Annotated in this window: 16 protein-coding genes; 8 read left to right on the top strand and 8 right to left on the bottom strand. The window is 64.3% G+C overall.

All coding sequences use genetic code 11. The features are described 5' to 3' along the window. Positions 1–117: 117 nt before the first annotated feature. Together LB518_RS11540 and LB518_RS11535 are read right to left on the bottom strand one after the other, a co-directional pair. Entirely contained in the window at positions 118–531 is a 414-nt protein-coding gene (locus tag LB518_RS11540) for a low affinity iron permease family protein (protein ID WP_224577574.1), read from the bottom strand. A gap of 113 nt (positions 532–644) precedes the next feature. Next, on the bottom strand, positions 645–788 hold the full coding sequence (locus LB518_RS11535) for a hypothetical protein (protein WP_502845823.1): 144 nt from the start codon (positions 786–788) through the stop codon (positions 645–647). Between the two features lie 194 nt (positions 789–982). Between LB518_RS11535 and LB518_RS11530 the strand changes: the two genes are divergently transcribed. From LB518_RS11530 to LB518_RS11520, 3 genes are all read left to right on the top strand, one after another. Next, a complete protein-coding gene (locus LB518_RS11530; protein ID WP_224577572.1) occupies positions 983–1,480 on the top strand; it encodes a YciE/YciF ferroxidase family protein in 498 nt (165 codons plus the stop codon). Positions 1,481–1,547: 67 nt separating this feature from the next. After that, the gene (locus LB518_RS11525) at positions 1,548–2,168 is read left to right on the top strand and encodes a cysteine hydrolase family protein (protein WP_224577569.1); all 621 of its coding nucleotides are present in this window, start codon (positions 1,548–1,550) and stop codon (positions 2,166–2,168) included. Positions 2,169–2,259: 91 nt separating this feature from the next. After that, positions 2,260–2,832, top strand: a complete 573-nt coding sequence (locus LB518_RS11520; protein WP_353619948.1) for a zinc-binding dehydrogenase — start codon at positions 2,260–2,262, stop codon at positions 2,830–2,832. A 483-nt stretch (positions 2,833–3,315) separates the two neighbouring features. On the opposite strand, the gene LB518_RS11515 is transcribed toward LB518_RS11520, so the two are convergent. The 4 genes from LB518_RS11515 to LB518_RS11500 form a co-directional block, all read right to left on the bottom strand. Next, the gene (locus tag LB518_RS11515) at positions 3,316–3,708 is read right to left on the bottom strand and encodes a hypothetical protein (RefSeq protein ID WP_224577565.1); all 393 of its coding nucleotides are present in this window, start codon (positions 3,706–3,708) and stop codon (positions 3,316–3,318) included. A 108-nt stretch (positions 3,709–3,816) separates the two neighbouring features. After that, on the bottom strand, positions 3,817–5,160 hold the full coding sequence (locus tag LB518_RS11510) for a tyrosine-type recombinase/integrase (RefSeq protein ID WP_224577563.1): 1,344 nt from the start codon (positions 5,158–5,160) through the stop codon (positions 3,817–3,819). A gap of 519 nt (positions 5,161–5,679) precedes the next feature. Beyond that, on the bottom strand, positions 5,680–6,453 hold the full coding sequence (locus LB518_RS11505) for an alpha/beta hydrolase (RefSeq protein WP_224577562.1): 774 nt from the start codon (positions 6,451–6,453) through the stop codon (positions 5,680–5,682). 328 nt (positions 6,454–6,781) lie between these two features. Further along, complete coding sequence (locus LB518_RS11500; protein ID WP_224577558.1) at positions 6,782–6,985, bottom strand: 2TM domain-containing protein; 204 nt, start codon at positions 6,983–6,985, stop codon at positions 6,782–6,784. 265 nt (positions 6,986–7,250) lie between these two features. Between LB518_RS11500 and LB518_RS11495 the strand changes: the two genes are divergently transcribed. Then, entirely contained in the window at positions 7,251–8,576 is a 1,326-nt protein-coding gene (locus tag LB518_RS11495) for an MFS transporter (RefSeq protein WP_224577556.1), read from the top strand. Positions 8,577–8,579: 3 nt separating this feature from the next. On the opposite strand, the gene LB518_RS11490 is transcribed toward LB518_RS11495, so the two are convergent. Next, complete coding sequence (locus LB518_RS11490) at positions 8,580–11,438, bottom strand: ATP-binding protein (RefSeq protein ID WP_224577554.1); 2,859 nt, start codon at positions 11,436–11,438, stop codon at positions 8,580–8,582. Between the two features lie 150 nt (positions 11,439–11,588). On the opposite strand from LB518_RS11490, the gene LB518_RS11485 reads away from it, so the two are divergent. The 4 genes from LB518_RS11485 (at position 11,589) to LB518_RS11470 (ending at position 15,777) form a co-directional block, all read left to right on the top strand. Next, complete coding sequence (locus LB518_RS11485; RefSeq protein WP_224577552.1) at positions 11,589–12,470, top strand: helix-turn-helix domain-containing protein; 882 nt, start codon at positions 11,589–11,591, stop codon at positions 12,468–12,470. A 170-nt stretch (positions 12,471–12,640) separates the two neighbouring features. Continuing rightward, a complete protein-coding gene (locus tag LB518_RS11480; RefSeq protein ID WP_224577550.1) occupies positions 12,641–13,753 on the top strand; it encodes an SMP-30/gluconolactonase/LRE family protein in 1,113 nt (370 codons plus the stop codon). A 305-nt stretch (positions 13,754–14,058) separates the two neighbouring features. Continuing rightward, complete coding sequence (locus tag LB518_RS11475; RefSeq protein WP_224577547.1) at positions 14,059–14,817, top strand: alpha/beta fold hydrolase; 759 nt, start codon at positions 14,059–14,061, stop codon at positions 14,815–14,817. Positions 14,818–15,051: 234 nt separating this feature from the next. Continuing rightward, the gene (locus LB518_RS11470) at positions 15,052–15,777 is read left to right on the top strand and encodes a dihydrofolate reductase family protein (protein ID WP_224577544.1); all 726 of its coding nucleotides are present in this window, start codon (positions 15,052–15,054) and stop codon (positions 15,775–15,777) included. Positions 15,778–15,892: 115 nt separating this feature from the next. On the opposite strand, the gene dgoD is transcribed toward LB518_RS11470, so the two are convergent. Continuing rightward, positions 15,893–17,029, bottom strand: coding sequence for a galactonate dehydratase (gene dgoD / locus LB518_RS11465; protein ID WP_224577542.1), 1,137 nt, complete (start codon positions 17,027–17,029; stop codon positions 15,893–15,895). Positions 17,030–17,186: the final 157 nt, after the last annotated feature.

The raw sequence follows: 17,186 nt of genomic DNA, 5'->3' as shown, positions 1-17,186 counted from the left end.
GTTTGGCGCATTCGCCATCACCTCTCCGGCGCAACGCTCCGACTGCTCCCATGCGCGACGGAGGACTTGCGCGCCGCGACGGACGAGGCGTTGGCCTCAGCCGCGTCTGTTGGCCGCCTACACCGCGTGCCCCCTGGAGCGCCGGGCCGTTCTGGCCTTTTCGACTGCATCGGATGCGCGGCGAGCCATGTCCTCGCACCGCATATGCAGGCGTTCGAGCTCCTCGTCGGTCAGCTTCTCGATCCCCATGAACGCATCCTCGGCATTGGACGAGCGGATGAGCTCGTCGAGCTTTGTCTGCACGGCAGCGCCGTCGCGGTTCTGCGTATTCTGGATCAGAAAGACCATCAGAAAGGTGATGATCGTCGTGCTCGTGTTGATGACGAGCTGCCAAGTTTCGGAAAAGCCGAAGATCGGACCAGACCCGGCCCAGAGCACGACGCCGGCGACGCAAAGGAGAAAGGCGACGGGACTCCCCGTCGCGCGAGCCGTTTTGTTGGCAAATTGTGCGAACAGCTTGTCGAGCGGCATCGCTGCGTCTCGTCCCATCATCGGAAGCGTCAGGCCACTGGAGCGCAGGCGCGCAAGGCATGACCACCGTACAAAACGTCATCGAGCCGCTGCTGTTCCTTCCAGCGGGACCGCTAGATGCGGCCGCCGCCCACCACCGCGATCGTGGCACCGGACAGATTGATCGAGAGCGGATCAGCCAGCACCAGATAGGCGGCAGCAATGTCCGCCGGATCGGCGATACGCTGCCTCGGCACCTGCTTGCCGAAACTCGCCACCTGGCCCTCCGGTGTCCCGGGAGGGCGCCGCATAGTCCCGGCCGGGAGATCGCGGAACCATCCGATGAGTCAGGCGCATCGTGCATAATATGCAATGGAACGTCTTCCGGCCTCGACGACTTGTAGTCCCGACGGTTCGTCTATCGCTGGGGGCGAAGACCGGGCCGCAGCCACCCCATCTATGGAGACGACACATGGCCAAGCAGCCCAAGGACTTGAACGACCTCTTCTTTGAGACCCTCAAGGACATCTACTTCGCCGAGAAGCAGATCCTTCGTGCTCTGCCGAAAATGGCAAAAGCCGCGCAGTCGCCTGAGCTGACCGCCGCTTTCGAGAAGCATCCCGACGAGACTGAGACGCATGTCGACCGCCTCGAGCAGGTGTTCGAACTGGTCGGCAAGCCGGCACGCGGCAAGACCTGCGAGGCCATTCTCGGCATCGTCGAGGAAGGCAAGGAGATCATGGAAGATTTCGCCGGCACAGCGGCGCTTGATCCCGGCCTCGTCGCCGCGGCTCAGGCCGTCGAGCACTACGAGATGGCCCGCTACGGCACGCTGCGCGCCTGGGCACAGCAGCTCGGTATGAAGGAAGCGGTTGCGCTGCTTGACGCGACCCTCGGCGAAGAAAAGGCGACGGATGCGGCGCTTTCGAAGCTGGGCACGGCCGCGCTCAACCAGAAGGCCGCTGCCTGATCTGCAACGGGGCCATCAGCGGGGGAGGCGACAACGCTCCCCCGCTGATGGCGATCGGGTTCACGCAATGCTCCTCGAGCCCAAATCTGACGATTTTCCCTGGCTCCCGACCCGTGCGACCGTCCATCTGGCGATCGACATGCAGTGCATGTTTGCCCGCGACGGCCTTTGGCCAACGCCATGGCTGGAGAGGATCCTGCCCATGGTGACGCGGATTGCAGAACACGCGCCGCAGCGCACGGTTTTCACGCGATTCGTCCCGCCGGCCCGTCCCGAGGAGATGCACGGGACTTGGCAGCGCTATTATGAGGCGTGGCGGGCACTGACGCTTGATCACATCGATCCGCGCCACCTTGGTCTGTTATCTCCGCTCGACGAGATTGCACGCTTCGCCCGCGTTCTCGACAAACCCGTTTATTCGGCCTTTGTCGGTACGGGCTTGCAGCGGCTTCTGGTCGAAAGGGGCGCCGATGGGCTGGTGGTGACTGGCGCCGAAACCGATGTCTGCGTCCTGGCCACGGTCCTCGATGCAGTCGATCTCGGCTATCCGGTCTTCGTGGTCACGGACGCTATCTGCGGTTCGACCGACCGCTCGCATGATGCCGTGCTGACGCTTTACCGCACGCGATTCTACCAGCAGATCCAGACCTTCACGACCGATCAGCTGCTTGATATCTGGCCGCGATGAGTGCAGGAATCCGAGGCACACTTTTCCGCCAATAGGCCTTGCTGTGGTGCGGCATTGCAGCACTACGGGCCTCACCTGCGGCTGCGGCCCCGTGGGCCAATTCGCGATCAAGTCGGCTTTCCTGCTCGGCGCCGCGCGCGTGCTTGCGATCGACACAGTGCCGGAGCGACTTGCGCTTGTCGAGCGCTCGGGCGCCGAGACACTCGACTATGCGGACGCGGACCTGCAGCAGAAGATTCTCGCCATGACTGGCGGCAAGGGACCTGACGCTGTCAACGAGGCGGTCGGACTCGAGAGCCACGGCCCGGGCGGCGTTATCGAGAATTTCGAATCGACCTTTACCGCCATGGAGCGGCCCTATGCGCTGCATCAGGCGATCCTGGCCTGCCGACCCGGCGGGACCGTTTCGCTGCCGGGCGTGTTCATCAACGCCGTGACTGTTCCCATGGGCGCCTTTGTCGCCAAGGGGCTCACCATGTGGACGGGGCAGACACACGTTCAGCGCTATCTCGAACCGCTGATGAAGCGCATTGAGGCCGGTGAGATCGATCCGTCCTTCGTCATTACGCACCGGATTGGCCTCGAAGAGGGACCGGAAGCCTACAAGACGTTCCGGGACAAGAAGGACGGATGCATCAAGGTCGTCATCCGTCCAAACGGCTAAGCCCCTCCCGGCGCCGAACTGCTGATTGTCGCCCGCTTCTGTATCTCTGAAGGATCGGGTGACGGTCGGGCTTCCTCGACGAGCGAAGGCGCTTCAGCCGACTTGCCTTGCCACGCAGCTTGTCGGCGCGGTCCGGCGCGGCCGTGAACAGCGTCTGCGAGGACGGCATCCTGATTTCGATCACACGATTCCGGAACAGCCGAACAACATCTAGGTGGACTCGCCCGGTAATTCGCCGTCTCCGCTCCCGAAGCAGAAGTCAGCTGCGGCGACGGTGAAAGATCGGTATGGGGGCGTCTCCGGACGGTCTGCTTTCGGAAAACGACGGACGAAGGCTGCCTTCTTTAGACGCGCCAGTTCCGGCCATTTACAGAATTTGAAACTCCCGAAAGCAGCCGCTACCTTCGGGAATTGCAGATTCTCGGCCAACCAATCTCTCATGCCCGAAGCCGATCAAGCTTTATTCAGATCTCCCAGAGCGGATTAGTGCGACAGTCGGACCTGCAAATCGTTTAGGAGCCACCGGCCGGCCGGACCAAGTTCATTGTTCACCATGCGTGCGGCGTAGATCGTCAGATCGTCTGCCGGGTCGCGGGCATCTTCGGCAAGATCGATTTGCACCAGATTGCCGGCTATGAGGTGCTCGACAATCAAATGGCTCGGCATCCGGCACCAACTGGTGCAAGCCGCTTCCTGCGGTATATATTCATCATGCTCTGCAGAGAGCATGGTGCGCAATTGTTCTGCTTTTTGACTATCAAGCGCTGCGGCCATCAGCACCTCAGCCGTGAAGCTGGCAGGAGCTGGAGTAGGAGCCGAAATAATATCAGCAGAACGAAGTACCTTATGCTGCTCGATATAGTTATCGGTTCCCACGCAGTTAGAAGCGTGTTCTTGAAGATATCCCACAAGTTCCGTTCAACGTGTTGGTCATCTGGCGCTGCATTCCGTTGGTTCGCACTCCGGTCCGAGGCCCAGGACCTCTTAGGCTGGAAGCCGCCGATAGGCGTCCGCTCGCTTTGCTTGCAGGAGGAACCGTGCGAGCGCCGCCTGCCGGGAGGCGCGATCAAGGGCATAGGCCGTCTGCTTGAACTCGATGCCATCGAGCAGGCCTTGGATGTAACCGGAGATCGTGTCGGCAGCCATGATGAGCGCGGTATCGAGGGTGTGGATGTATTTGCTCGTGACCGATCCTTTTGCATGACCGACCAAAGCCGCGATCGTGATCTCGGTGAAACCGAGGTCGTTTGCGATGCTCGCGAAGCTGTGCCGCAGAACGTGCGGAGTGATGCCGGAAAGTGCCGTATCCCTGAAAATCTTCTTCCAATAACTAGGGAAGCTACCGAACGCATTGTCGGCGCCCTGGCCGGGGAAGACGTAGGTGCCGATGTCGCCCGTCCTGCGGCTTTCCAGATATTCCAGGACCGGCAGACCGATGGGCCGGATAGAGGCACCTTCTTTGCTGTCGACCAGCCGCAGGCAACTCGCGTCCGTATCGGCCTCAATCCATCGCAACGCGATCATCTCCATGCGGCGACAGCCGGTGAAAGCGATCTGCCTGATAATGTCCACCGTCAGTTGGTACTTCTCTTCTCGGGCCGCCCTGCGCAGAATTCCTCCGAGCGTGCGATACTCAGCCTCGGTCAGGCGGCGATCGCGGACGTTGTCCTTCGGCTTCCGAATTCCATGGGCGGGATTGGTCTCGATGATGCCCGCCTCAACAGCATAGGTGAGGATGCCGCCCAGCAGGCCAACTGTCCGTGTCGCCGTACCGGCACCGCCGCGCACGATCGCCTTGCCGCGCAGTTTGCTGGTCTTGACGCTGACTCTGGTCTTCCCCGCCATGATGTCCTTCAAGACCTTATTGATGTCGGCCTTGCTCAGATCCTTTACACGGCGTGTACCGATCAGCGGCACGATGTGACGATGGATGCGTCCGGTGTCGCTTATAATGGTGGTCTGCTTCTTGGGCCGTCCGCCTTTTCCCAGGATGAGAGCCTCATTCAGATCGTTGAAATAGAGGTCGCACAGTTCCTTAACGGTGATGGCCTTGTGATCGATCTGACGTTCTTCCGCGGGATCGCCGCCCTGCGCTATCTTGCCCAACTGGACTTTCGCCTCTTGTCTGGCGAGCTCCGGGGTCCAGACGCCATGCAGACCGATGGTGTACCGGCGCGAGCGGCCGGCTGATCGATACTGGAGGACGTAGCTACGTTTACCTGACGCGAAGATGCGCAGGCCGAAGCCGGGGAGATCGTCGTCCCAAACAACGTAGTCCTTGGCCCGCGTTTCAGCGGTATCGACAAGCCTCTTCGTGATCTTAGCCATGGGACCTCTCCGATTTGAGCCCCGTCTCTCGCGTAAGCACCACGTAAGCAGGCGCGCGGAAATCAGGGCGAAGTTTCGGATATGATTGTGGTGACCGAATTTCCGATTTTCTAGTGATTTCAGTTGGATAGCGTAGCATAGCGTGCCCTATCGCGTTTTTCGGATAGGCAGGTCTAATTGCTCCGAAGGCAGAGGCCAGGGGTTCGAATCCCTTCGGGTGCGCCATTTCCCTTTTTTGGCCTGCGATTTGTTGCCAAGGAAGTGAACTGTCCCGACGGTGCCGCCCGCGAAGCCGTCGCCGCCCGCAAGCCCCTCCGCCACCGTGGCTGAGTGAATCAGCGACGGAGCCACGTAGACCACCTCGGACCCGATATTGGCCCACGGCATAGTCGGCCAGCGTTCGCTCGACATAGTCGCTGCCATAGTTGCCTGAGCCGCTCCCGACGCCCGACGCCCGCACTCGGCCCGCAACGGGATCCCACCATTCCAAGGGCTGAACAACCTTCTTGGCAACGGCAGCTAGTCGATCTCTCCGAGCACGGCCGCCAGTTCCGTCGGCGCGAGGATCATGGCATCGTGGCCTGTCGCCAGCTCACGCCACGTCCAGCCCGCCGGCTGCCGCTTCACCCATGCTCGCGAGCTCTCCGTCGATTCATTGAACGGGTCCGTGCACGCGACGTAGGTGCGGCGCCGGCCGTTGCCGATGGGATGGGCGAAATTCAGCGTGCTCTCATAACTGCCCACCGGGTGCGGCGTGAGCCGCCGGCGCACCCAGTCCGTTTTCGGGTGTCCTTCCGGGATGCCGAAGGCGGAAGGCTCGGGTACGGGTAGGAACAGGCCATTGCCCTGTTCGACGACCAGCTTGCGCCGAGCCGCCGCGACATCCGGCGCCAGCAGGCTGAAAGCCGTATGTCCGCTCTCGATGATCGCCGCGTCGAGATAGACGAGATGGCGAATGCGCTTGGGGATCAGGTCGGCGACGCCGGTAATCACGGCTCCCGCATGGCTGTGGCCGACCAGGATGATGTCGTCGAGTTCCTCCGCCTCGATGTGGTTGATGATGTCAGCCACGAATGTGTCGAGGGTGATGCCGGCGTTCAGCAGATGGCGGCGCTCGCCGAGGCCTGTCTGCGTGGGTGCCGTGACGTGGTGGCCGCCGGCGCGCAGGAGGGCAGCGACGTCTCGCCAGCACCAGCCGCCATGCCACGCGCCATGCACCAGCACATAGGTCTTTTCTTCCGGCCGAAGCTGGGAAACCGGACGGCGTGAATGGCTTTTCTCATCTGCGGGCATGGCTTGCCGGACCTCCTGCTGGCCGAGACGTCCGTCCGGCTGTCCCGACCGGGGAACGGGGTTCTGACTTCCAGTCCAACGTAGCAATTGCTCCACAAAATGGAGCCTGGGCCTGCGCGAATACCAACAGATACAATATGCGTCAGTAGTTGGTCTCCGAGGACCGCATCGCTGATCCAGACGAGATCGGCCGCGTTGCGGTATTCCCGCCTCCGACCTGTCCAGTTTCGTCGCGGGGACCGAGCGTTTCGCCGACGGCGGCATTGCACAGAGTTGATTTCGAGCAAGCCGTGCAAGCGGCCCCTTCTTCGACGCAGCGGTCTTCGCGTCAATCGGTCTGCAGCGCTCCCGGCCCCAGCACGAACCACCAATGGACCAGAAGGCCGAGCCCCCAACCGAGCAGCGGCCATTCGAACCAATAGGGCGCGCCGAGAATGACGTTGAGAACGACGAGAAATATGATCGACGGGACGAATACGAACGCGTGAATCTGGAATCCGCGTCGGCGTTCGGACTTTGTAGCGTGCATCATGGGCGTTCTCCTGCCGATGTCATGGGACGGGTGCTCGGCAGGCATCTGATCAGGCGCATGGCGCATCGCGCATTGTCATGGGGACTACCGGCGTCGCCACAGAAGCATGACGGAGAAGCCGGCCCTGCTCTTTGCCACTCCTGCGTTTCATTTGTTCGGATTTGCTTTTTCCCGACACCCGCACTGCGCCTTTCGCATTGCTTGTCTCGGCCGGGCCGCTCGTGCGACTTTTGCTGTCGCCGCGCCGATAGCGTCAGGGTGCCACATGAATGAGCGGGTGATGATCGAGCCGGCCCAAGCGGACGAGCGTTCCTCGGCGGCCGGCTGGTATGCCGTCACCGTCCTCAGTCTTGCGCTTCTCCTGTCCTTTACCGACCGACTTGTCATCAATCTGGTGGTCGACCCGATCAGACGTGAGCTGAGCCTTTCGGATCTCCAAATCAGCCTTCTGCAAGGCGCCGGCTTCGCGGTCATCTTCGCGCTGGCGGGCTTGCCATGCGGACGGCTCGCCGATCGTGCCAATCGGCGAAACCTGATTGCCGGCGGCGTCGCCCTCTGGTCGGCGGCGACGATCGCCTGCGGGCTCGCGACCGATTTCTCGTCCTTCTTCGCCGCGCGCGTCGGCGTCGGGCTTGGAGAGGCGGCGCTCGTTCCCTCGGCGTCGTCACTCATCATCAGCGGCTTTCCGCCCCACCGTCGGGGCATCGCCCTCGGTGTGTTTTCACTCGGCGCGACGTTTGGCACCGGCGCCGCCCTGTTCGTCGGCGGCATCCTCCTCAGCTGGAGCGCGGCCGGCCTTTTTGATCCCTTGCCCCTCGTTGGCGGGCTCGCACCCTGGCGCCAGATGTTCGTCTTCGTCGGTGCGCCGGGCTTTCTGTTGTTGCCGCTGCTGCTCGTCATGGCCGAGCCGCTCAAGCGCCAGCGTTCGGATTTCGTTTCTCTCCAGGCGGTCCTTCGCGGATGGCTGGCTGAAAACGGGGCCGTGCTCCGTGTTGCGCTGGTCAAGGGAGCCCTCGGGATCGGCGACTATGCGCTTGTTTCCTGGTTGCCGACGCTGCTTCAGCGTTCCTACGCCCTGTCGCCACTCGAGGCCGGCGGTCTCGTCGCCTTCTCGATTACCACAAGCGGCGTGATCGCCTCTCTGGCGGGAGGGGCGCTTTCCGATTGGCTCGCGCGCCGCCACGGGGTGGCAACGCGTGTCGTGCTTTTTCTCGGCTGCTACACGCTGACATCGATCGCCGCTGTTGCGACCTTCTTCGCCGCCACGCCTGCGCAACTCGCGCTTGCCTTCGCGGCCTGGGCACTTGGATCGATCTCCGGCTATGTCATCGGCCATGTCGTCATGCAGGAAAGCGTGCCAAACGGGATGCGGGCGACGACGATCGCCCTGTCCCTGACGATCACGGCACTGGTGGGGATCGGTCTCGGACCGACATTGGTGCCCCTGGTGGCCGCCCAGATTCCAGGGGGTCATGCAATGCAGAAGGCGATGGCCGCGGTCGCCCTCGGGGCATCGCTCGCCGCGTTCGTCATCATCCTGCCACCGCTCCGCCGGGGATTCGCGGCCTTGCGGACAGAGGGCCGATCCTGACGGTCAATGGCCGTGGCGCGCTTCGATCAGTGTGCGCGCGCGCCGCAGATCGGCAGTCCCGAACCCCTCGGTGAACTTGAAAAAGGCCGTTTCCAGCAGGGCCTCGGCGTCGTCGTCGCCACCTTGCTGCCGCGCAAGCTTCACGAGGCTGGTAGCGCTTCGCAGCTCCCAGGCGAGGGCATGGTCGCGCCGGGCAAGTTCGATCGACTGCCGGTAACATTCGGCCGCGCTATCCAGCCGGGATGGATCGTTGAAACGGATGACATTGCCCTTGATGCGCAGGATTTCAGGGATGCCCACCACCTGTCCGCTTTCCCGGCAGAGCGCCATCGCCTCGTCGATGGCTGCCAGTCCGCGTGCAACATCGCCGGTCCGGGCAAGCGCCTCGCCGTAGTTCGTCAGATAATTTGGATAGCGCATGCGAAAGCCCCCCTGGCGGATTTCGGCGAGGGCGCCGCGATAGGCAGCGAGATCGAAGGGCTGGTCCATATAAAGCTTCAGCCTTCCGCCCGCACAAAAGCCCATGTTCCGCCAGATCGAGAGCCCATGCGTCGATGCATGGGCGAGGCCGCGGTCGAGATACCGCACCGCGGCGGCGTAATCGCGGACATACATCGCGATGATCAGCGATCCATGCAGGAGCGCGCAGCAAAGAGACACGGCATAGTTGGACGCTTCCGCATCGCGAAGCTGGCGCTTCGCCGTTTCCATCGCCTGGTCGGCATAGCCCTGCAGCCACAGGACTGTCGCCAGCGCACCGGTTGCCGTCAGCCTCTGGTCGAACTCGAAGCGATCTGTCTCACCCCGGTGGTCGCGGATGAGCGGCCTGTAGACGATCCCTTCGAGGCGATGGCGTGCCGCGCCTAAGGCGCCGAGCCAGGAGAGGGCAGAGCCGGTCTGCGCATCGGCATCGCCCGCCGCCGCCGGTTCGCCCTTCGTCTCGAGCGTACGGATCGATTCGGCCACCGCCATCGCGGCCCGTGAGTCACCGGTCCACAATTCGTATTCCGAGAGGCCGCGCAGACAGTCGAGCTGCAGATCGGTGTCCGCCAGATGTTCCGCCAGGCCCAGCGCCCTGGTCAGCGATGTCTTCACCTCGGCGAGCGGCCCGCGCGAATGCAGCACGGTCGCGCCGAGGGCGAGGTTCAGGACCAGATCGTCGCGTTCCGTGCGATAGGGGCCGAAGCGGGCCTGCAGAGCCGTCTCGACGACGGTCCGGCACTCGTCGATCAGCGACACCTGCTTGCCGAACGGGATCGCCGCCACGGTCAACCGCACGGCCAGCGGCGCGCCCGCCTCTTCGGTGAAAGCCCAGCCGAGTGCGTTTCGCACATCGTCGATCCTGACCCCATAGCGGGCGAGCCAGGCGGCGCGCGACAGACGACCGGAATCGAGCCGCGCGACGGCGAGCCAGGCGATGCAATGCTCGGCGTGGCGTCGCCGCATCTCCGGCTGCTCTCCGCTTGCAACCAGCTTTTCGAGGGCATAGGCCCGCACGGAATCGAGCAGCCGATAGTTCATCTCTCCATCGGCGATCTCGGCCGCGAGCAGAGATTTCGAGGCAAGGCTCGCAAGGTCGCTGGCGACGGCCGATCGGGCATCGCTGTCATCGCCGACGACAGCGATGGCAGCCTCGAGGTTGAAGCTGGCGGCGAAGACGGCGAGCCGCCGCATGGTCAGCCGTTCGGCTTCGGACAGAAGAGCATGGCTCCAGTCGATGGTCGCCAAGAGGGTCCGGTGACGCTCGGGGCCGCCCCTTCGGCTCTCCAGCACGCGGAAACGGTCGTCGAGCTGACCGAGCAGGCCGGCGACGCCGAGCCCGTCGACGCGGGTGGCGGCAAGCTCGATCGCGAGCGCCAGGCCGTCGAGCCTGCGGCAGATGGCGGCGACGATCGGCGCATCGGCGTCGCTGAGCTCGAAATCCTCCCGGCGGTCGGTGGCGCGGTCGACGAAGAGTTCGATGGCGGGATAGGCCAGTGCGTCGCGCGCGCTGATCGACGACGCTTCAGTGGGCACAGCGAGGCCGGGCAGGCGGCGCACCCTTTCTCCACGCACGCGCAGCGGCTCCCGGCTGGTCGCGAGGATCACGATCCCCGGTGCTGTCGCGAGCAGGCGGTCGACGCAGCTGGCGACGCCGTCGATGACATGCTCGCAACTGTCGAGAATGATCAGCATCGACTTGTCGCGGAGAGCATTGCAGAGCGCGGCGAGCATGTTCGCCGAATGTGCGGAAAGACCGATGGCCGCGGCAATGGCATTGGGAACGAGGGCGGGATCGCGGAGCGCGGCGAACTCCACCAGCCAGACGCCGTCGCCGCGCGAGCCTACTGTGGCCTCAGCGACCGCAAGCGCCACGGTGGTCTTGCCGATGCCGCCAGCGCCGACGATCGAGACCAGACGGGCCTCGGCGAGATCCTGCCGGACGGCATCGACCGCATCGCCGCGGCCGATGATGCGCGTGGTCGCGGTCGGCAGGTTGTTGTCGCGCCGCTGTGAAAACGCACCGTCGGCATCGCGGGATAATGCTACCTCGACCGGCACGACGAAGCGATAGCCTCTCCCGACCACGGTGGCGATGCAGGGCGGAGCCCCGTCGCCAGCGTCGAGCGCGCGGCGCAAGGCGTTCATGTTGACCTTGAGATTGCCGTCCTCGACGAAGGTCTTGGGCCAGACGCGCGCGATGAGCTCACGCTTGCCCACCACCTCGCCCGCATGCTCCACCAGAACCGTGAGAATATCGAGCGCGCGACCGCCGAGGCGGATCGGCACGCCATTGCGCATCAGCAACTGGCGTTGCGGCACGAGTTCGAACGGGCCGAACGCGAAAGATCGGCCGGTATGCTCTTCCGGGATGTCCGCCATGGTTCCTGCCGCCGCACAGGTCATGCCCAATCTAGCATGCTGACGCTTATCGGCCCACCTCGCGCCCGACATCGCTTAACCGCGTTTAACTCGCCGCGCGGCAGCCCAGGGGCGAGACTGGCACGGCATTCAATCTCTCCGGGTGATGTCATGCCCCTCGCGACCCATGCCGAGCGAAAATACCAGTCGAGCGAGCTGCTAGGCGGTGCATCTGAGTGGGAATCCGTCCGCGTCGAGCATCGGAGGATCGGGCCGGGCGTTCAGAACTGCGTACGTCCGGAATGTACGGAACTCGTCCTGATTCTCTCGGGGAAAGCAGTCGTCCGCCGCTGCGCCGATGGGAAGATGCAAGAAGGGTTGGCGCTTCCCGGCACCGCCTGGCTGGTACCGGCAGGGACGGACGAAACATATCTCGAACTCGACGGCGCGACGGAGTGCCTGATCCTGTTCCTGCCAGCCAAGCTGCTGGAGGAAAGCGCACTCATCGATCACGGTCTCGATCCGGCGCGGGCTCAGCTCGCTTATGTCGGCGGCTTCGCCGATCCACTGCTGAGCCGGGTCGGCGAAGCCCTGCACGGGCTCAAGGGGGGCGATGCCGGCCCCACCGAAAGCCTCGTGGCGGATGGCCTCAGGGCGGCGCTGACCGCCCATCTGGTCGGCCATTATACCGTCGATCGCTGGCGAGCGGCTGAACCTTCGCCGGCGCTCGACAAGCGGCGGCTGCGCCGGGTCCTCGACCGGATCGAGGCCCGTATCGGCGAGCCGATATCGCTCGCCGAGCTGGCGGGCGAGGCCTGCCTGAGCCCGTTTCATTTCTCGCGCCTCTTCCGCCAGGCGACGGGGTTGTCACCGCATCGCTATGTCGTCGAGCGGCGCATCGAAGCGGCGCGGCGGATGATTGCGGCGGGCAACGCCTCGATGTCCGAGATCGCGCTCGAGACCGGCTTCGGATCGCAGGCCAATTTCTCCCGGACCTTCAGCCGGCTCGCCGGATGCACGCCGCGGGACTATCGCCGCCTGCACGGACGGTGATCGCGATCGAGGCGTCGCAACGGCAAGGGCCGGAATCGCAAGATCGGCGTGGTTTTCCGCAGGTTCCGGCAATCGGCCGGCAGTGAGGCTTCTTAAGATGAGCCGAGCTCGTCGCCCCGCGCGGGCCGTTCGCCCTTCACGGTTCTGACCTTTGCAGCACGAGGTTCGTCTTGCGCAGATTTCTCATTCGTGCCGGCCTCGCGGTCCTGGTGGTCCTCATCGGGGCGGCCCTTTATCTCTGTCTCTGGCCGGTGCCGATCAAGGCCGCGGCCTGGTCCGCGCCTTCCCCGCCCGGCTATGTCGGCGCCCATGCGTCCAATACGCGGCTTTCCGGCCTTGGCAGGATCGAGGTCGCGGGGCAGTTCGGCCCGGAGCACATCGCGATCGGCCCGGATGGCGACGTCTATGCCGCGATGACGAGCGGCGCGATCATCCGCATGCATCCCGACGGCAGCGACCAGCGGATTTTCGCCCGGACGGGTGGAAGGGTGCTCGGCTTCGCCTTCGATGCCGACGGACGGATGATCGCCTCCGACGCCATGGCGGGGCTGCTCGCGATCACGGCGGATGGCGAGACTTCCGTGCTGACGAACCATGTCGGAGTAGACGATCCGATCGGCTACGCCAATTCCGTCGTCGTCGCCAAGGACGGCGCGATCTATTTCACCGACTCATCGACGCGCTTCGCGCCGTCCGTCTGGGGCAGCACGCTCGAAGCCAGCGTCCTCGACGTCCTCGAGCAATCGGCGACGGGCCGGGTCCTTGCCTATGATCCCAAGAGCGGAACGACGCGCATCGTCGCGCATGGGCTCTCTTTCGCCAATGGCATCGCCCTCTCGGCCGATGAACGGAGCCTCTTCGTCAACGAGACGGGGCGCTACCGCATCTGGAAGATCGACCCGGACGCGAAGGATCTCGACGTCGCCAGCGGTTCGCCAGAGGCGCTTGTCCTCGTCGACAACCTGCCGGGCTATCCGGACAATCTGATGCGGGGCCGCGACGGGCGCATCTGGGTCGGTCTGTTCCGGCCGCGCAATCCGGCTGCCGACTCCCTCGCCGACAAGCCGTTCATCCGCGAGATCCTGCTGCGGTTGCCGCGATCGATGCTGCCGCTCGGCAAGCCTTACGGCCATGTCTTCGCCATCGACGAGAGCGGCCGTGTCGTCGAGGACCTCCAGGATCCGACCGGGGCCTATCCCGAGACCACCGGCGCCACCGAGACCGACACGCGTCTGTTCATCCACAGCCTGCACGCCGACGCGATCGGCTGGCTGCCGCGATAGCACTGCCGTTCGCCGGGCATGGCGCATCCCGGAAAGGCCGCTCGCGCCAAACGCGCTCCACCCGTCGACGGGCCGCGACGCAGGAAGCAACACCGCAACTTCGCGCGCAACAATCGCAAGTTTCGCAAATATCCGGCGCGGCCGGCTTGCCAGAATGGAACGGTCGAGGCTGACGAGGCGTGTCTCTCGTGTCGCGGCCATCGAGAAGGATCTCCGGAACTTTGCCGACGAAATACCGGCGGTGACAGCGTTGTTGCCGTTCCACTGCAAATCAGAGACGACAACAGAGCGAAAGGAAGAGTTCGATGCCAATCAAGTCGGTCTTCATTGCCGCGGCCATCAGCACAGCAAGCATGTCCGCGGCCGTCGCCGCGGATGCGCCCTCGATCGTGCTGGTGCACGGCGCTTGGGCGAACGGCTCCAGTTGGTCCGAGGTCATCCCCCTCCTGCAGGAGCATGGCCTGCACGTTGTCGCGGTCCACAATCCCTCCTCATCCTTCGAGGCCGACGTCGCGGCGACACGGCGCGTGATCGCCGACCAGCCCGGCGATGTCGTGTTGGTCGGCCATTCCTATGGCGGCGCCGTCATCACCGAGGCCGGCGACAGCGACAAGGTGCGCGCCCTCGTCTATGTCGCCGCCTTCGCGCCGGCGGCCGGACAGTCGGTGAACGCGATCGTGGCCGCCGCGCCCGAGCCGCCGCCGTGGCAGAGCGAGATCCACGCCGACACGATGGGCTGGCTGACCTGGTCGGCGCCTGGAATGGCGAAGTATTTCGCCCCCGACGTCACACCGAAAACCGCGGCGCTCCTTGCCGCGACGCAGGCGCCTCTGTTCTCCGGTGCCTTCGATGGCAAGGTGACGCAACCAGCCTGGTCGAAGAAGCCGAGCTGGTACGTGATCGCAGACAATGACCAGATCATCCCGCCGCCGCTGCAGAAGATCTTTGCTGACGCCATGCACGCGACCACGGTTCATGCCCCGGCGAGCCACGTCGCCATGCTGTCGCAGCCGCAGATCGTCGCCGACGCGATCATCGCTGCGGCCGCGACCAAGGCACCCTGAACCGTCGTTCATGCCGGTGCCGGGCGGAGCGGACCTTTGATTTTGGGTCCGTGCTTCCGGGCGGCGTGACAGGGGCCTCCCTCTCGCCACGCCTCCCGTTCGTGCCGCGCATCCCGCTTGTCCCCGGCAGACGGGCGCGCCAAGCCGGCGTTGCAACGGCGGTGGCCGTTTCACCGCGGGTCATGACCGGCAACCAACCGCAGTCCACCAGGCCAATTCAATCTGGAGCGAGCCATGCGACCGCGCGTCATCCTACACATGATGTCCAGCATCGATGGCCGGATCACCCCGGAAGGCTGGCCCGCATCGGCGGACAGGGATGAGGTCTACGAGGCAGTGCATCGGGCGCTTGCCGCCGATGCCTGGCTGGTCGGCCGCCATACGATGGCCGAATTCGCGCAGGGCGCGCCACGTCCGATATCGGCTGACGGGCCTTATCCACGGCAGACGTGTAAAGCATCCGCGGCCGGGATGGGGCCCTATGCCGTCTGCCTCGACCCATCCGGAAGGCTGCATCTCAATCGCGACCGCGTGAATGGCGATGCCGTCGTCGCCATCCTCTCCGATGCTGTTCCGGACGACCACCTCGCGGAACTGCGCCGCGACGGCATATCCTATCTGTTCGCCGGCGCTCCCGAACTCGATCTCGTTTTTGCGATCCGCGCCTTGAGGGCCGAGTTCGGCGTCGAGACGCTGCTGCTCGAGGGTGGCGGCGCCACCAATGGCGCCTTCCTTGGTGCTGACCTCGTCGACGAAATCAGCCTGCTCGTCCTTCCGATCGCGGATGGAAAAACGGGCACGCCGACGACGTTCGACGGCAACCGCCTCGGCGCCTCGCGCCTCGCCCTGATTTCGGCGACGCCTCTGGCGGTCGACATCGTTCACCTGCGCTATCACCTGCTGCCGAGGGGTGATCCCGGAACAACGGTTGGGGACTCAAGGAGAAGACACTGGCGCTGAGGGATATCATCAAAGACCGGCTCGGCTTCTTGAGGTCCTGTTTTGGTCCGTGACCTCTCGCGAGATTTGCCGGCCGGGACTATGCTGCGGCGGCCGGCTCTGGGCCTGCGGAAAGCTACCAGTTGGTGAAGCTGCCATCCTCGCGCCGGAACAGCGGCAGGTTCTCATGGACGAAGGGGTAGCGCGTCAGGCCGTCCCAATCGACTTCGAGGCCAAGTCCGGGAGCGTCGGAGGGGATCAGCCAACCATCGTCCCAACGATGCCCGCTGACGATCACATCGGCCAGGCTCTCGCCCGGCCGGCGGGGCAACTCCTGAACCAACATGTTCGGCGTCGCGACGTTCAGATGGAGACACGCGGCCGTCGACACCGGCCCGATCGGGTTGTGCACGGCGATATCGATCATATGCGTCTCACACCATCCGGCGATCTTCCTGGATTCGGTGAAGCCGGCGCAGATGCACATGTCGATGCGCGCATAATCGATCAGTTCGTCTTCGATCAGAGCGCGGAACTGCCATTTGGTGCCCAGTTGTTCGCCGGCCGCGATCGGGACGGCGGTCTGGTCACGCAAGCGCCGATAGGTTTCGGGGTTCTCGACCCGCAGCGGATCCTCGATGAACATGGGGCGATACGGCTCGACGCCCCGGCAGAGCCGGACGGCATCGGCTACGCTCATGCGTGTATGCGCGTCGAAGCAGAGCTCGACATCGGCCCCGAGTTCGCTGCGTAGCAGCCGGAAGGCCTCGATCGCTGCGTCGACCGTCTTGTTGGGCTCATAGACGCCATCCTGCCTGGCGCCGCTCGCCCAGCGCAGGCAGTTCCACCCCTCCGCTACATGCGCCCGTGCGGATTTGAGCAGCGTTTCCGGCGAGTTGCCGTCACCGAGATGACAATAGGTGTCGACCTTGTCGCGCACCTTGCCGCCAAGCAGCTGGTAGACCGGAACGCCGAGCGCCTTTCCCTTGATGTCCCAGAGCGCGATGTCGATCGCGGCGATGGCTGAGGAAAGCACCTGGCCGGAGGGATGGAAGCCGCCGCGCCACATCAATTGCCACAGATGCTCCGAGCGCATGGCGTCCTCGCCGATGAGCAGCGGTGCAAGTGCGCGCACGATGCCCGCCACGCCGTCCTCGCGTGACGTGAGGCCGGCCTCGCCGATCCCGACGATGCCTTCGTCCGTCTCGATCTTGACGAACAGCATCGTCCTCCACTCCTTCACGAGGATTGGCGTGACTGCAGTGATCTTCATGGAATTGTCTCCTCCGGATAGTCGCCATCACAGCGTGAACGCGCCGGCATGGCCATGAACGTCTTGGAGAGCGTAGCTGCGGGTGCTGTCGGGGCCACACCGTGGGGCTTGCGAAAGGGGGCTGCCCTCATGGGGACGACGAGGCGGGCTCTCGATA

The sequence above is a fragment of the Mesorhizobium sp. BR1-1-16 genome (assembly GCF_020165495.1).
In the GTDB taxonomy this organism is placed as follows: Bacteria; Pseudomonadota; Alphaproteobacteria; order Rhizobiales; family Kaistiaceae; genus Kaistia.
Note: the sequence above shows the minus strand (reverse complement) of the source record. Positions and strands in the feature narration are given on the sequence as shown.

Excerpts from the sequence above, each read along its gene's own strand:
- LB518_RS11540 (WP_224577574.1), bottom strand. The coding sequence starts at position 531 with ATGCCGCTCGACAAGCTGTTCGCACAATTTGCCAACAAAACGGCTCGC.
- LB518_RS11530 (WP_224577572.1), top strand. The coding sequence starts at position 983 with ATGGCCAAGCAGCCCAAGGACTTGAACGACCTCTTCTTTGAGACCCTC.
- LB518_RS11525 (WP_224577569.1), top strand. The coding sequence starts at position 1,548 with ATGCTCCTCGAGCCCAAATCTGACGATTTTCCCTGGCTCCCGACCCGT.
- LB518_RS11510 (WP_224577563.1), bottom strand. The coding sequence starts at position 5,160 with ATGGCTAAGATCACGAAGAGGCTTGTCGATACCGCTGAAACGCGGGCC.
- LB518_RS11505 (WP_224577562.1), bottom strand. The coding sequence starts at position 6,453 with ATGCCCGCAGATGAGAAAAGCCATTCACGCCGTCCGGTTTCCCAGCTT.
- LB518_RS11500 (WP_224577558.1), bottom strand. The coding sequence starts at position 6,985 with ATGATGCACGCTACAAAGTCCGAACGCCGACGCGGATTCCAGATTCAC.
- LB518_RS11495 (WP_224577556.1), top strand. The coding sequence starts at position 7,251 with ATGAATGAGCGGGTGATGATCGAGCCGGCCCAAGCGGACGAGCGTTCC.
- LB518_RS11490 (WP_224577554.1), bottom strand. The coding sequence starts at position 11,438 with ATGGCGGACATCCCGGAAGAGCATACCGGCCGATCTTTCGCGTTCGGC.
- LB518_RS11485 (WP_224577552.1), top strand. The coding sequence starts at position 11,589 with ATGCCCCTCGCGACCCATGCCGAGCGAAAATACCAGTCGAGCGAGCTG.
- LB518_RS11475 (WP_224577547.1), top strand. The coding sequence starts at position 14,059 with ATGCCAATCAAGTCGGTCTTCATTGCCGCGGCCATCAGCACAGCAAGC.
- LB518_RS11470 (WP_224577544.1), top strand. The coding sequence starts at position 15,052 with ATGCGACCGCGCGTCATCCTACACATGATGTCCAGCATCGATGGCCGG.
- dgoD (WP_224577542.1), bottom strand. The coding sequence starts at position 17,029 with ATGAAGATCACTGCAGTCACGCCAATCCTCGTGAAGGAGTGGAGGACG.